Source organism: Rheinheimera hassiensis (genome assembly GCF_022436675.1).
GTDB classification, from domain to species: Bacteria; Pseudomonadota; Gammaproteobacteria; order Enterobacterales; family Alteromonadaceae; genus Alishewanella; species Alishewanella hassiensis.
Genome location: NZ_JAKUJZ010000007.1, coordinates 28,062 through 42,996, shown reverse-complemented (window position 1 = coordinate 42,996; position 14,935 = coordinate 28,062). Strand labels below are relative to the sequence as shown.

At 49.2% G+C, this 14,935-nt stretch carries 10 protein-coding genes; all 10 read right to left on the bottom strand.

Annotation, left to right across the window (positions count from 1 at the left end; all coding sequences use genetic code 11):
- Positions 1–8 precede the first annotated feature (8 nt).
- The 10 genes from MJX74_RS15585 to tssE all read right to left on the bottom strand — a co-directional run bounded on the left by MJX74_RS15585 (position 9) and on the right by tssE (position 14,915).
- Positions 9–3,938, bottom strand: coding sequence for an RHS repeat-associated core domain-containing protein (locus MJX74_RS15585; protein ID WP_275692811.1), 3,930 nt, complete (start codon positions 3,936–3,938; stop codon positions 9–11).
- A gap of 5 nt (positions 3,939–3,943) precedes the next feature.
- Positions 3,944–4,903, bottom strand: coding sequence for a hypothetical protein (locus MJX74_RS15580; protein WP_240223842.1), 960 nt, complete (start codon positions 4,901–4,903; stop codon positions 3,944–3,946).
- Entirely contained in the window at positions 4,903–5,958 is a 1,056-nt protein-coding gene (locus tag MJX74_RS15575) for a hypothetical protein (RefSeq protein WP_240223841.1), read from the bottom strand. The genes MJX74_RS15580 and MJX74_RS15575 overlap by 1 nt, the downstream gene beginning before the upstream one ends.
- Positions 5,959–5,963: 5 nt before the next feature.
- Positions 5,964–6,257 carry a PAAR domain-containing protein gene (locus MJX74_RS15570; protein WP_068231704.1) on the bottom strand — a complete coding sequence of 98 codons (294 nt, stop codon included), beginning with the start codon at positions 6,255–6,257 and terminating at the stop codon, positions 5,964–5,966.
- Positions 6,258–6,298: 41 nt separating this feature from the next.
- Entirely contained in the window at positions 6,299–8,113 is a 1,815-nt protein-coding gene (gene tssI, locus MJX74_RS15565; RefSeq protein WP_240223840.1) for a type VI secretion system tip protein TssI/VgrG, read from the bottom strand.
- Positions 8,114–8,200: 87 nt separating this feature from the next.
- The gene (locus tag MJX74_RS15560) at positions 8,201–8,680 is read right to left on the bottom strand and encodes an Hcp family type VI secretion system effector (RefSeq protein ID WP_068232097.1); all 480 of its coding nucleotides are present in this window, start codon (positions 8,678–8,680) and stop codon (positions 8,201–8,203) included.
- A 295-nt stretch (positions 8,681–8,975) separates the two neighbouring features.
- Positions 8,976–11,573 (bottom strand): type VI secretion system ATPase TssH, encoded by a 2,598-nt coding sequence (gene tssH, locus MJX74_RS15555; RefSeq protein WP_240223839.1) that lies wholly within the window; start codon positions 11,571–11,573, stop codon positions 8,976–8,978.
- A 20-nt stretch (positions 11,574–11,593) separates the two neighbouring features.
- The gene (tssG, locus tag MJX74_RS15550) at positions 11,594–12,598 is read right to left on the bottom strand and encodes a type VI secretion system baseplate subunit TssG (RefSeq protein WP_240223838.1); all 1,005 of its coding nucleotides are present in this window, start codon (positions 12,596–12,598) and stop codon (positions 11,594–11,596) included.
- The gene (gene tssF, locus MJX74_RS15545; RefSeq protein WP_240223836.1) at positions 12,595–14,427 is read right to left on the bottom strand and encodes a type VI secretion system baseplate subunit TssF; all 1,833 of its coding nucleotides are present in this window, start codon (positions 14,425–14,427) and stop codon (positions 12,595–12,597) included. Before tssF ends, tssG begins: the two co-directional genes overlap by 4 nt.
- Positions 14,424–14,915 (bottom strand): type VI secretion system baseplate subunit TssE, encoded by a 492-nt coding sequence (gene tssE / locus MJX74_RS15540; protein WP_240223834.1) that lies wholly within the window; start codon positions 14,913–14,915, stop codon positions 14,424–14,426. The genes tssF and tssE overlap by 4 nt, the downstream gene beginning before the upstream one ends.
- Positions 14,916–14,935: the final 20 nt, after the last annotated feature.

Sequence of the window (14,935 nt, the reverse complement as noted above, 5' to 3'; positions counted from 1 at the left end):
TATATTACCTATAATATTTTTGATGGTGGCCGTCCACTTGGTTTAGCATTGTCTCTAGCAATATCTATATTTTTCTTATTAGCTTTAAGTACTTTAGCATCAATTGCTTTTAATGTTTCTTTCTCGGCAAGATAGAATGAGCTCCTATTCGACGATGAATCCTCTCCCAAGTCAATGAATGTATAGTTCTCTTTGTGCATATCCTTTATCCACTCTACATTTCCAACAACTGCTTTTCGTTCCCATTCTGCAGATCCCAGTTGCTCCCGATTAGCTCCCGACTTTTTCACAATTGATTTCCAATCTTTACCTATCGTTCGAAACTCCATGCTCGGATATTTATCTCTCATAAGTTGAGCATACAATTCTACTGCAGCTTGCCCTTCGCCAATAAGTACATATTTGTGTTCGCTTTCTTTTGGACACAACCCCAGCGGGTCTATCCAGTTGATATGATTCGGTGCGTACTGGTAGTGGTTTATACCACCCAGCAGCCCTATTGGGTCCTGGCTGATAAAGCGGCCAGTTTGGGGGTCATAGTATCTAAAGTGGTTGTAGTGTAACCCGCTTTCGCTATCAAAATACTGGCCCTGAAAGCGGATTGGGTTGTCGATGTTGTTGACTGTTACCGTGGCTTTACCAAACACACTGTAATGCGCTTGCCAGACGATATTGTTTTGGCTGTCGGTTAAGCTAAGCGGTGTGCCAAGTTGGTCCAACTGATAAAAATACACCCGGCCCTGTTTAACCAATGCCAGGGGTTTATTGCTGTTTGGCTCATAGATATACCAGCTGAATTCGCCCTGACAGTATTCACCGATAAGGGTATTACCTTCCCATAGATAATCGGTACGGCCGGCGGCAGTTATCTTGGCACTGCGCCGGCCAAAGGCGTCATATTCGTAACGTGTTACCGAGTTAGTGCTACTAAGTGCCGTTAACTGGTTAAAGCCATTAAATTCGCGCTGCTGGCGGTTGCCCGGCCCGGTAGCCGTTAGCTGATTACCGCTGTCATCGTACTGATATTGTTTATCGTGATAACGTAATAAACGGTCTTGTTTAACCTCTACGCCGTCACCTGTTGGGTTGCCGAAACTGTCCCATTGGTGTTGCTCACTTTGGTTGTTGTCGCTACTGTGGCTTTTGCTTACCAGTTGGTCCAGGTTGTTATACTGATATTCGGTATCACCTTGCTGGTTATCCGTTACTTTTACCAGCTGATGTAAGGCACTGTAGCTATACTGGCGCTGCGGGGCTTCGCTAGTATTTGCACCGTTATTTGCACTGTGCCATTGCTGGGAAGTTAAACGGTTAAACGCATCAAATTGCTGCTTAAGCTGCAAACCGCTGCTGTATTCGCGTGCTATTTCCCGCCCGGCCGTATCGAAACTGCGCCATAGCAACGGCTGCTGGTTTAGCGCCAGTTGCGCTAACTGTCCCTGCTCGTTATAGCGGTAATCTAGCACCGTACCATCGGGTAATAATGTGCTTTGGCGCAGGCCGGCGTTGTCATACTGGTGTGCTGTGCGCCAATCATCTTGCCAGTGTTCATTTAACTGGCCGTTGGCATGATAGGCAAAACGCAGTTTGCGCTGGGCGTTACTGGCACGCAGTGGCCGGCCCAGTTTGTCATAGTGGAAGTGGTTACTGCTCAACTGCTGACCATACAACGCAGTTTGCTCGATAATACGGCCGCGGCTGTCGCGCTTTACTCTAAGCTGGCGTTTGCTGCCGTCTTGTAAAGCACTAACCTTGCCACAAATGTCGTACTGATATTGCTGTACCCGGCCATCAAAGCCCTGCAGTTTTACCGGCCGCTCCTGGCCGTCATAATCCAACTGATAACGTGCGCCATCGCTGCGCATTATTGCCGTCAGGTTACGTTCTTTATCGTATTCATACTGCAAGGTACTGCCATCGGGCAATACTTGCTGCGCAGGCTGGCTTAAGCCCTCGTACAGCCACTGTGTTTGCTCTGTAGCTGCATTACATTTGCTGGTTAAACGCCCGGCGGGGTCGTAGCTGAACTGCTCGGCAATAGCAAGTTCAGGCTGCTGCTCCGGGTATTGGCGCACACTGATTATTTTACCTGCGTCATTACGCTGATACTCGCTAACCAGGGCAGCCGCATCTACCATGCCATTTAACCGGCCAAGCTTGTCGTAGCTGAAGCGGCTTAGTGCATCACCCTGTTTACGTGCCAGCAACTGGCCTTCGTCGTTCCATAAATACTGCTCAAGGCGGCCATCAGCATGTTGTAGCTGCACCAGCTGACCATCCTGATTGTATTGATAACGGCTGATACTGCCATCCGGGCCGGTTTCTGCTTTTAGTAAACCACCTGCGGTGTAATCACGCTGCCAGTTGCGCCCTTCGGCATCCGTGTAACCACAGCGCTGGCCTAACTCGTTATATTGAAAGTGGCTGATAGCACTGTCGGGCTGTTCAACGGTGATCAGTTGCCCCTGCTCATTAAAGTAGTAGCGGGTAACACCGCCATCGGGCGCAGTTTCTGCGCTTTTTTTGCCCAGGCTGTTCCAACTGTATAACCAGGTGGCGCCATCCGGGGCCACTTTTTTAATCAGCTGGTTACGGTCGTTATGAAAATACTGCCAGCGCTGGCCGCGGCTGTCGGTACTGGTAGTCAGCCGCTGGCTGTCATCGTACTCAAAGCGGTAATCGTAATAGCCATCATCGCCCCAGTTGCGGCTGCAGCGTGCTGACGGGCCTTCACCCTGCCAGCTGAAATAATGCTTAAAGCCACTGGCGCGCTGGCGCACGGCCAGTAAATGGCCTTTGTAGGCGTAATGTTCGGTTTGCCCGGCCTGCTCCGTTGCGCTGATTAAATCACGCTGCTCGTCATAATGATAACGGGCCAGCACAACACCAAGGGGTTTAAGCCCTTCGCTTGTTTGCTCTACCGCTTCAATATGGCTTAACTGGCCGGCAGTATTGTAATACAGCTCAATACCGCGCTTACGGGTGTAATCAATCCGGCTTAAACGGTTAACACGGTCATAATAGAGCTGCAAATAATTGCCCAGGCTGTCAAATACCTGATGCAGTGCCCAGCGTGCAGCCTGCCCGGTGTTAACTTTTACCGGTAAAAATACCCAATGGGTATTATCCGGCCGAAGCAAAACCTGGCTGCCGTTTTCTTCATGGCGCAGCGATAACCCTTCACTTAGCTGATAACTGGTTTGCCCGGCAGCAACAGGAGTAAAAGGTAAACGGCGCCCTTCATCATCATGCAGTACCAGGTGCACCTCGCCCTGTGCATTTTCAGTACTGACTATCTGAAGATGAAAGTTACTGCGCCAGCCAAAACCTAAACCGATATTTTCATTACTCTGGCTGGAGCGGTAAGTACGTTTAAACACCAGTGGCAATGGGCCTGGCAACTCAAAGTCCTGCAGCTCAAGAATTTCCTCACCGGTGCACATTGATACCGGATCGCCTTCAAGTACACAGTTATCAATATTGGGCGAGCTTGTGCCATTGGCATTGGTGCCACTTTGGCTATTTACTGCATTTTGCGCATCATTGTCAGCAGCTTTGTTGCTTGCACCGCCCGGGTTAGCGGCTTTAGCTTCTTTGCGTGGCGCTGGTGCTGCAGACGCTGAGGCAATATCAGGCTTAGTCTCTGGCAACGCAAAAACAAACAACTTACCGCCTTGTATTGCTTCGGCCAGTGTCTGGTACACACTATCTTTGCTGCTGCGCACCCGCAGGTTAGCACTCGCGCCGGTAATCCACTGATAGACCTGCGTAATAGCGCCACCGGAAGTGGCAGAATCAGGAAAATCCTTTTGTAAAAAGGCGGCAGCGTCTGCAACGGAAGCAAAACTCTGTAATGCGCCCTTTGCTGACGTTTTACCGGTACTAAACAACCACATTGTACCGTAGCGGCTTTTTAACTCAGTTGATTGTATAGCCATGTTAGTTACACATCCTTGTTATCCAATAGTGCTTGTGATGGGCTAAATACCGCAACAGCACGAAATAATCGTGCCGACAATTCACATTGCACTGTCTGGCCGCTAATACGGCCCTGTTCATACGCATGCAACACATGCCATAACCTGTATAAACCACCGCAGGCGCCCAACTCACCGGTAGCATAAGAGGGAAATATCAGGCTGGTTTCGCTATCTACCACACCATGCAAATGCTGATACTGCGCCAGCCATTGCTCGGTTACTTGCGCGTCGCCACTATCAGGAAAATACAACTGCTTAAGCGGCGTTTTCAGGTTTGCCGTCAGTTGCAAAAACAGCGCTGCCACCGCGCTTTGCACAGTGGTAGCCGGCTGAGCATCTGAGGCGCTAAATTGCAACGTTACTCCGCGGTGGCAACCGGTTAAACACAGCGCAATTGCCCCTTCTGATGGCACCCCGCTTCGCTCGCCGGTGGCGTAGGCATCAAGCACCGATGCCTGAGCCATCGAATCTACTGCCACCAGCCATACCGGCTCGTTGCCTTGTGTTGAAATATGTTGCTGTGCGGCATTAAGTGCCATTAATACCCCGGCACTGCCATGCGGAAACACCCGGCAAGACTGCGATTGTATAAACTCCGGAAAACGGCGCATCAGTTGCTGTAGCAAACTATTAAGCGCGTTGCTATCGGGCTCGGTATATTCAGGCAAAATCAGGTACACGGTTTGATTATTTAACGCACCATCAAGCTGTTGCTGTAAGCTTGCCAGTAAATCCAGTAAGCGCTCGCCAAACGGCTGCTCTGGCACAGGCGCAAACACAAAGGCTGCAGCTAATGTTTCACCACGCCAGTTCAGATAAACCGGTTCAGGCTGCAGCACCTGCAATGCGGCCGCCGCCACCGTATCGCTGGCATAGCCCAGCACCATGGCGTGCTGTTTTATACAAAAAGCTGTAGCTGCCATTATAAACCCGCCCCCAGTAACATATCAGTGGCAGGTAGTTTCGTCGCAGGGGTGGCCAGGCTGCGATAGCAGGCTGCTAACTGGCGTTGCTGCACATTACCAGTGCGCCAGACCGCACTAAGCTGTAAATCATTGATACTGGCACCGGCAAGCTGACGGGCACTGTGCGGTTGCAACTGAAACTGAGCCAGAGCCGCTCGATCCGATAACAAGCTATCGCTTTCTATCACACCCAGCAGCATCGCCATGGCATCTGTTGCAATGTTGCTTAACTCATCCTGTTGTGCCAACTCGGCCAATAGCGGCACAAATTTTAGCTGGCCGCTATAACCCATAGCAGCAATAGCCTGTTTAAGTGTGGCTTGATTACCGGCCAGCTGATTAATAATTTTGGCCTGCATAGCATCAGATGCACCGGCTACTAATAACATTAAGGCTGGCGCAGTTAATTCTTGCTGCACACTCAACTGGCTTACCAGAATATCTTCCTGTGTGCGCTGGCCTAACGCATACTCAGCCAGCGTACAATGCACAACTAAAGGATCATCTGCAGCCAGAGCATTACGCATTGTAACCAGCTCCGCTAATAAGTTGTTTTGCGCGCTACACGCCAGATACCAGAGCGCAGCACAGGTCAGCGCCGCATCTGCCCTAAATGGATTTAATGTTAACCCGGCATAAGATGCCAGTTGCCAGCCAATGTCGCTGCCAGACAAAGCTTGCTGCTGTAATAGCGCTCTACCGCCGGGTGTTGCAAAGTGCTGATGCCATTTTATCTGGCTTAGCAGTAGCAAAGCTTGCTGTGGCTGCATAAAACAAGCGGTATCGTTAGTATTAAGGGCAATAGCCGATACCGGAGCCTGTAACCACTGCAACCATCCGGTAAGCGGTTTACCGGCAGTAGTACTGATAGCTGAAAGCAGTTTCAGGCAATCAAGCAGCTGATAATCATGTGCGCGCAACTGCGCTACGCCGGTGTAGCGGCTTTGCACCAGTTGCAAACGCTGATTAATCAGTAAATGTGCCTGCTCTAGCAGGTTTTCTGCCGGTAGCATAATCACTAGCCGCCAATAAATACGGTAGGCACACCCACGACAATTTTGCCGCCGTGCTCGGTGTCATCGCCCAGTCTGGCGGCATTTTTGCCATTAATAAAAACTGTCGACGACCCACCACTAATGGTATCTGGCGGGCCTATACACACTAACTTATCGCCTTTACGTGCGGCAGGAATGCCACAGATAGACACATTCGGCGAGCCTTGTATTACCGGCCCGCCAATATGCGGTTTAGGCCCCGGATCTACCTTAGGGCAAACATGCATACAACCTATTACCGCTGCGGGTTTGGCCATTTTGTTTTATCCTGTCTGGCGAAGTAGAGCGATAATACCGCTTAGTTAATACTGACTTTACTGCCTTTAATGGTGATATTAACGCCCTTAATATCAATAGAGCCGTCGCTTTTCATTGATATCGACGCCGCACCGGTTTTAATGGTGATGGCATCACCGGCATCAATCAGCAGCTTTTTACCCACTTTAAGGCTATCGCTACCATCAACAGTGTTTTTACGATCTTTGTTGACTGTTTCAGTATCATTGCCTTTTACCGTGGTAAGGCGATCATTACCGACCATATCGGTTTGGTTATTTTCTACCTGCAGTTCAAAATCTTTTTCTGCATGCAGATATAACAGCTCTTCGCCTTTCTTATCTTCAAAGCGCAGTTCGTTAAAGTTTGCCGCACCGCCCCCTTTACTGGAGCGGGTTTTAATACCACTTTGGGTTTTATCATCCGGCAAGGCATAAGGCGGCATATGATCTGAGTTGTACACAGCACCAATCACGATAGGCTGATCGGGATCACCATTTAAAAACTCAACCAATACTTCCTGATCGCGGCGCGGAAAGAAAAAAGCGCCCCAGTTTTTACCCGCCCAGTTTTGGCTGACACGAATTGGGCATGAGCTTTCATTATCTTTGATATCGCTGCGATCCCAGTGAAATTTCACCGTGATACGGCCAAGCTCGTCGACAGAAATCTCTTCTCCACCTTTACAGGTAACGGTAGCGCTTTGCACACCGGTAATCACCGGCTTGTTTGCCGTAAGCCTTGGCCGGTAGGCAACCTCTTTTGGCACACAATGAAAACTATTGCTGATTTGCTGTGTGGCAGACTTACTGGCACCCGTCTGGCTGGCAATTTCAGCGGTAAGAATAACGTCGGTCAGCACATACTGTTTACCAGCTTCGGCTTTGTCTTCATGCTCAGATAAGGTAAAAGTTTTGCCAATGCTGAAACTACGGCAGTTACTACTGCCTTTGCGCCGCTCTATATCACGCTGCAAAGCTTCAAGGCGGATATCGGCAATATTCTTAACCCGCGGATGAAACTCAGATTCGGCCTCGTAACTAAACACTTCATAATTGGCATGGCCTGACACCAACTGTCCTTTGTTGGCCTCACCGGTAGGTAATGAGGTTGGCTTTTTCAGATCATAGCCACGCTGCACGTACTTACCCGGTGCCATTATCAGGGCTTTTTGCCACTGATGAATATGCGGCTCTGATAAGCTGCCACTTTGAAATTTAACCTGAGCCTCAGCGCAGGGCTCATAAGCCGTGGCCTTATCGGCTAAAATCAGCTTATGGCTGCTTTGCGTATGGTCAAAGTAGTAAAAGATACCTTCTTGCTGCAGTAGGCGCTGAATAAAATCCCAGTCGCTCTCTTCATATTGCACTTTAAAATCATAATCGGGGTAGCTGCCCTGAACCTTTGCCGCTACATCCACTTTTACACTATGCTCACCGGCTATTTGCTCAACAATTTTCAGCACATTTTTAGCCCGGAAAATACGGCTGTTTACCCGGTGTTTCATATACCAGGCACTGGCAACCAAATGCAGACTGTAATCACGATACTCAGCATCGGCAGCGTCTTTACTTACTCTGGCGCCTAAAGCCGCTACATTTGCCACCACAGCATGAAAATAGCGTTGCTTATTGCCACCTAACTCTAAGGTAATAGTGACTTCTTTACCGATCAGCTCATCCGGTTTAATTTCCCGGCCGTTGCCATACACTTCAGCGTCAACGTTAAACAACTGTGACAATGCTTCCCTGTATACAAACCGGGTTAAAATCAAAGCATCTTTGCCAAGCGGCGTGTCGATCTTGATGCTGTTCTCGTCCTGGGTTGCCTGTTGCATCCATTCGCCTCAATTGGTTACTGATAAGATGATTGGTAAAAAAGCAGATAAAAAGCTGGTGTGGTAATCCACACCAGCGGGTTTAGCTTACAGCTTAGAACCTTTAACGCCGCTGTAACCGTATACCAACGGAGCAGTAACGTTGTTTTTGTCGTCTGTAGGAGTAACAGTCATCATCAGCTCGGTGTAGCTGATAACGATAGTTTCTGTTGGACGGTCACCAGATACTGACATCTGGTAGCTGCTGATCATCGCATCAGTCAGTTCAATTTTCATGATCTCTTCCACTTTATCGCCTTGCTTGGTGATGTGGAATACGGCTTTCTGGCCTTTACCGATAGTCGCTTCTTTGAACAGATCCGGAGAAGATTTGTCCTGCAGTTTAGTGATAACGATATCATTTAAACGGGTAGCGCTGGCTTCACGGTCCATTGCAGTACCAGTGAATGAGCTCAGTTCACGCTGAGTGCCCCAGTCCATTGATAACACAGTGATCATGTCCTTGAACTCTTCAGCGGTTGTTTCGCCTTTGATCGCGCCGTATTTCAGGTAGGTATTTGCTTGCATGCTATGCTCCTTTTGCATATTTAAACAGGTGCCCAACATTGGACATCAAGGTTAGCCTGGGTAACTAATCAACCCGGACAAAACGTTAAAAACCACCACAAAGTTTATATAATAAGCACTTAATATATATTTAGTGTTATTACAAAAACATTAAATATCGCCAGTAAGTTTTTAAACTTCACAAATTATATCGCCAAATAAAATATTGACAACAACAAATTAACTATTTAACGCGCTAATTTTTAACTTTTCTTTGCTACCAGTCACTTAGGTACCTACAACAGGCAGCAAAATATTAATTTACCGCGTAGCTAAACACGCCGTCAGCCGCCTGTAGTTCAATTGCCGTAACGGGTTGTTGCTGCGCCACACGCTGTAAAATCCGCACCGATAGCTCAGGTAACAACTGGTTTTGCAGAATATTATGGATAGTGCGGGCGCCTGAGCCTGCATCCTGACACTGGCTGACAATCAGCTCAGTAACCTGCGGGCTATAACTAAATTCAGCGCGGTAATGTTGTTGCAAGCGCTTTTCAATCCGTTTTAACTGCAGGCCGGTAATCAAGCCTAACTTGTCATTATCAAGCGGCAGATAGGGGATCAGATTTAAGCGGCCAAGAAAAGCTGGTTTAAACACTTTTAACAAATCATCTTTAAGTGCTTTGGCTAAGCCCTCTGTCGATGGCGCAGTATCGGGGTCTTCAAACAAGCGCATGGTTGTGTCGGTGCCAACATTTGACGTCATAATGATGATGGTGTTTTTAAAATCGATATCCCGGCCTTCACCATCTTTAATCGTGCCTTTATCAAACACCTGATAAAAGATGTCCTGCACCCCAGGATGGGCTTTTTCCATTTCATCCAGCAGGATCACGCTGTACGGTTTGCGCCGCACCGCCTCAGTTAACACACCGCCTTCACCATAACCGACATAACCCGGTGGAGAGCCAAGCAATAACGACACCTTATGCTCTTCTTTAAACTCTGACATGTTAATAACAGTAAGCTGCTCTTCGCTGCCGTAAACCTGCTCAGCCAGTGCCAGTGCGGTTTCTGTTTTACCTACCCCGCTTGGGCCGGTAAGCAGGAAAATACCATTGGGTTTGTTTTCATCGGCCAGCTGTGCACGGGATGTCTGCACAGTGCGGGCGATAAGTTCAAGCGCATGGTCTTGCCCTACTACCCGTTGTTGTAAAAAGGTATTAAGCGCTAATACGGTATTAATTTCATCAGCCTGCATTTTACCCAGCGGAATACCAGTCCAGTCTGATACCACTTCAGCAATTAACTCTTCAGTTACCTGCCAGTGCACCATGGGGTCGGTAATAGCCGAAAAATCTGCTTTAATTTCCAGTAAACGCTGTAATAACGGCGAGTGCTCAGCTTGCGGCTCAGCGGTCAGTTGCTGCGCCAAGTCTCTTGCTTCAGCTACCAGCGTTTTCTGTTGCTGCCAGTCTTGCTGCAATTGTTCAAGTTGCTGCTGTGCTTGCTGCGATTTTTCATCCAGCGCCTGCAGCGCTTCTGCATGATCCACGCCCAGACATTGCTCGCGTTTTAATACAGCGATTTCCTGCTGCAGCTGCGCCACTTTACGCTGCTGATCTTCTACCGGACCGGGTATCGCATCCTGGCTCATCGCAACCCGGGCACAGGCGGTGTCAAGTAAACCTACTGCTTTGTCCGGTAGCTGACGGCCATTGATATAACGATGCGATAAGTTAACGGCAGCCTGCAACGCCTGCTCGGTTATTGATACACCGTGATGCTGCTCCATAACGGGCAACAAACCGCGCATCATAATGGCAGCCAGTGCCGGAGTGGGCTCTTCTACTTTAACTACCTGAAAACGTCTTGCCAGCGCAGCGTCTTTTTCGAAGTATTTTTTATACTCAGCCCAGGTAGTGGCAGCTATAGTGCGCAGCTCACCGCGGGCAAGTGCCGGTTTTAACAGGTTGGCGGCATCGTTCTGCCCTGCCTGTCCGCCGCTGCCTATCATGGTATGAGCTTCATCAATAAACAGAATAACCGGCGTGGCAGAGTTGTTTACTTCTTTAATCACATTTTTCAGCCGGTTTTCAAATTCACCTTTCATACCGGCACCGGCCTGCAGTAATGCCAGATCCAGCACCCGTAAGCTGATATTTTTAAGTTTATCCGGCACTTCGCCGGCAGCAATCTTCAGCGCTAAGCCTTCAACCACAGCCGTTTTACCTACACCCGCTTCACCGGTCAGGATCGGGTTATTTTGCCGGCGCCGGGTTAAAATATCGATCATCTGGCGGATTTCATAATCACGCCCGACAATAGGGTCAATTTTACCAGCCCGGGCCTGGGCGGTAAGATCGGTCGTGAACTGATCCAATGACGGTGTTTTACCGCCGGTCACTTTGGCTGATGCCGCAGCTGCATTTTGCTGCTCGCCACTTTGTTTGGCCAGCTCTGGCCATACCCGCAGCAACTCTGCAGCATCCAGTTTATCCAACGCCGGAACACGGCGGCTTAACAGCGCAGCCATGCTGTCATCTTTAAGCAAGGTGTAAATAATATAGGCAGAGCGGATCTGCTGGTCGGCAAATTCAATAGTGGTGCTAAGCCAACTGGTACGTAACAGGTTAATCAGCTGCACCGAAATGCTTGGTAAGGCGTTATTACCGGTTTTCATCTGCTCCAGCGCTTGCTGCAGTTGCTGCTTTACCGTATCGGTATTAATACCAAAACTGCGTAATAACAATTGCAGATCACCATCACCTTGTTCCAGCATGGCATCGAGCCAGTGTTCGGTTTCGACACTGTAATGCGAGCGTGACTGACAACGTGCTGTCGCCGCTTCCAGCGATTGACGGCTGGCAGAGTTAAGTTTTTCAACCAGACTTTTTAACGTGGTAGTAGACATAATTGCTTCCTGTGCATTAACTAGGCCCGGGCCAGCTGATAGCTAAGCCGGGTCAACTGATGTTGTATTGAAGTCCTGACAGCCAAACTGCCGCTTTGGCCCAGACAAAGCTGGCGTTTGCCCAACTGTGCGGTAGGGAAATCCTGGTGCTTGCCTACCAGCGTAACCCGCACTTTAAGTGCTGCTGGCAAAAAGTCTGCCAGTACGCTGCTAATCAATGCATGCTGATAACTGCCGGGCAGTAATTGATCACCCCGCCCTGGTGGCGCAGTGATGATCAGTTCAATAGCTGAACTGACATCCCATACCCGGCTGCCAAGCATTGCCGACTGACCAAGGCCTGCATGCTGGCCGTGCGGCAGAAACTTCATTGCCAGCCGGCTTTGCTCATCTTTACCCAAGGTAAGCCAGCGGCCCTTTAATGGCTCCAGCTCTACTTTGGTTTTTAATAGCTCGGTCAGAATTTGTGTTAACTGCTGCGCACTGCGGTTGTGCTGGCTAAAGGCGCCGGCATAATACAAACCGAGTGTTTTGCGCGCGCCAGATAAGGTTTTTAACACCGCGCTAAAACTATCCTGCTCTGGCGCAGCAATTTCATACTGACAGGCAAAGCGGTATTTTTCCCAAGCGCGGTAATACAATGAAATTAAACGGTGATTAAACAAATCAAAGAAGTCGCGCATGGTTTTATCGCGCTGCTTCAGGCGCTGCAGCACCATTTCCGTATAGTGTTGTGGTAACACTCCGCTGGGGCCGGTTAGGCCTAAAAAACTAACGTGCATAGCAACAGCCTGGGCGCCACTGCGCAGTTTTTCTGCTGCGCGCGGTTCTACTTTTATAATCGGCTGGCCGGGGAACCCCAAATGTTGCACACTTTTAAAACGCACTAATTCCTGTTTGGGAAAACCATCGCGGCCAATACCCTGCCAGCGCTTTTGTTCACTGCCAAACTGGCGCTCCAGAGAATATACCGCCTGATAAAAATCAAACTCTGACGGATTAGTGGTTAACTGTTCCAGTTTCACAGCAATACCTTAGAGCCAGAACGCGCTGGCCAGCGATGGTATAGCTGCTCATGTTCTTTCAACTTTACTGTCAATCGCGTGTAACTATTTACAGTGGCGTACTGTGCGAAAAACACATCCAGAATATTGGCAAAAAAGTAAATACCACTACCAGCATAAGATGACTGGGTAAACTCCAGCAAAATTTCACTACCGCTACATACTGCAACCCGGCCATTGTGGCTTACTCTGGCAGTGCCAGTACTGATCCGCAGGCCACAAATCCCATCAATAAGCGCTTTGGATTCAGGCGTACAGCGAAAGTCATATAACTGCAGGGTTTCTTTAAGCCGATTTAAGGCATCGTCGCCGGTAAAGTGATTCAGGGTTAAATGATTCACCAATTGCCAGCGGCTGGCTTCCTGCAATGCCGGGCGCACACTGGGTGTGGGTGCGTGTAAGCAACGCACTTCTTTGATGACATCAGCATGTTTGCGGATTAAAAAGCGTGGTTCGCCACCACCAAAAGGTAAATAAGCCGGTAAGTTACGGTTGCTGCACAACGCCTGCACCTGCACCACCCAGTCTTTGGGTGTGTCAGTGGCATTTACGCCGTTAAATTTACGATCAACCACCGACAAATACATTTCGGTACCTGTTTCCGAATAGCCTCCGGCCCAATCGGCAAATTCACGCCGGCTGTGCCAGAACATATCCTGTTGTTGCAAATAATCCGGGTGGCCCTGGCTGTAATAAGGGTTAAGTGTTACTTCGTTGCCAAAAGGGTCGAACGCCTGCACCTGCTCAATGCGGATCACTTCGCACACATCTGCATCCAGATAACGGGGCACCAGGCGATACTCGTATTGCGAAGCATCCAGGTTTACCGGCTCCAGCTTCTGGCTGAATAAATTTATCACCGGTGTACAGCTAAGCAGCATGCTGTCGGCAGTAATATGCCGCTCCAGTTCTTCAGCGCCTTCAGAGAGGTAAAAATACAATTCAAACTTATCGTCAATATCTGGCCAGGCCGGGTCAAGCTGTTGCAGCTCAACAAATAGAAACTTCTCCGGACACAGAAACTGTTCAATCAGTAAACGATAACCGGCAAAGCTACGCTGGCTGTAAGGAACAACCTGATGCTCATCGGCAAACCCCACCGCCTGTAACTGAGCCGCTGATAAAAACGTTATTGCTTCAGGTTTACCTGCAGGTGCAATACCGACAGCCAGCAGTTTGCTTAGCAATAGCTCATACAAACGATAGACATGGTGGCGCTGGCCATTTAAATAAAACCGTAATACCGGCACCTCCAGTTCGTGCATGGCAGTATTTTCAAACTCACACGCCAATTGCAGCTTTAACAATGCTTTAGCACTTTGCTGCACCGGCGGCCTGGGTGCATGAAATGGCGTATTTTTAAACTCGGCAGCAACCACATTTAATGGCCAGACATCAGTGTCGTAGCAGGCCTGAAACGTACAGGGTTTAAGGCCATCGGTACGGGTTTCAAACTCGGTGCCCCGTTTGACGGTAATGCCCGAGTTCGACAGGTTCTGGCTGGTAAGTTTTAATACCGATGTTGAAGGTATGGGTGCCTGATAATCCGGGTATAACTGGCCGAGCAAAGCATCGGTCAACTCGGGAAAGCTATCATCCAGCTTCTGGCGGATTTGCGCCGTTAACAGCGCAAAACCTTCAATTAAACGGGATACGTGTGGATCTTCAACATTCTCTTCGCTGATGCGTAACCGACCAGCAATTTTCGGGTATTGCTCGGCAAATTCAGCGCCCATACGGCGGATATAAGTCAGTTCACGATTGTAATACTTTAATAATTCATCATTCATGCCTGATAATCCCTGATTGTCAGCCCCAGATGTACCGGTTCTACTTCTGAGTCAAACATAATATGTTCCGGCTCTGGGTCTGCGTATAACAGTGCCTGAATACGCAGTTTAAGCACGCGCTCCATGCCGTGTTCCTGCTCTGGTACTGTTACTTCAACGTCAACAAAGCGCGGTTCAAACCGGCGAATGGTTTGCTCAACCGCACGGCACAGCTGCAAACGGCCCTCATCAGAGTCAACAACCATCACAGAAAAATCCGGCAGGCCGTAGTTAAGCAGGCTTTGCGGCAGCTCGGTGTAACTGTCAGGCCAGGTATGCCATTGCACTCTGCTGTTGAGCAAATTCTCCAGATCGCGCCGCACACTCTGGCGCAAGGCTTTTAAATCAAAACCGCGCCGGCTGCGGCCACTGTCTTTCTGCCCCGGCGTGTCGTCAATCAAACGATCGAGTAGTGATTGTTGCAGCGGTTGCTTGTGATGCACTTTCACCAGGTTAGCTCCGTGCCCGC

Bases quoted from the DNA above. Each gene is read 5' to 3' on its own strand.
- MJX74_RS15585 (WP_275692811.1), bottom strand. From the start codon at position 3,938: ATGGCTATACAATCAACTGAGTTAAAAAGCCGCTACGGTACAATGTGG.
- MJX74_RS15580 (WP_240223842.1), bottom strand. From the start codon at position 4,903: ATGGCAGCTACAGCTTTTTGTATAAAACAGCACGCCATGGTGCTGGGC.
- MJX74_RS15575 (WP_240223841.1), bottom strand. From the start codon at position 5,958: ATGCTACCGGCAGAAAACCTGCTAGAGCAGGCACATTTACTGATTAAT.
- MJX74_RS15570 (WP_068231704.1), bottom strand. From the start codon at position 6,257: ATGGCCAAACCCGCAGCGGTAATAGGTTGTATGCATGTTTGCCCTAAG.
- tssI (WP_240223840.1), bottom strand. From the start codon at position 8,113: ATGCAACAGGCAACCCAGGACGAGAACAGCATCAAGATCGACACGCCG.
- MJX74_RS15560 (WP_068232097.1), bottom strand. From the start codon at position 8,680: ATGCAAGCAAATACCTACCTGAAATACGGCGCGATCAAAGGCGAAACA.
- tssH (WP_240223839.1), bottom strand. From the start codon at position 11,573: ATGTCTACTACCACGTTAAAAAGTCTGGTTGAAAAACTTAACTCTGCC.
- tssF (WP_240223836.1), bottom strand. From the start codon at position 14,427: ATGAATGATGAATTATTAAAGTATTACAATCGTGAACTGACTTATATC.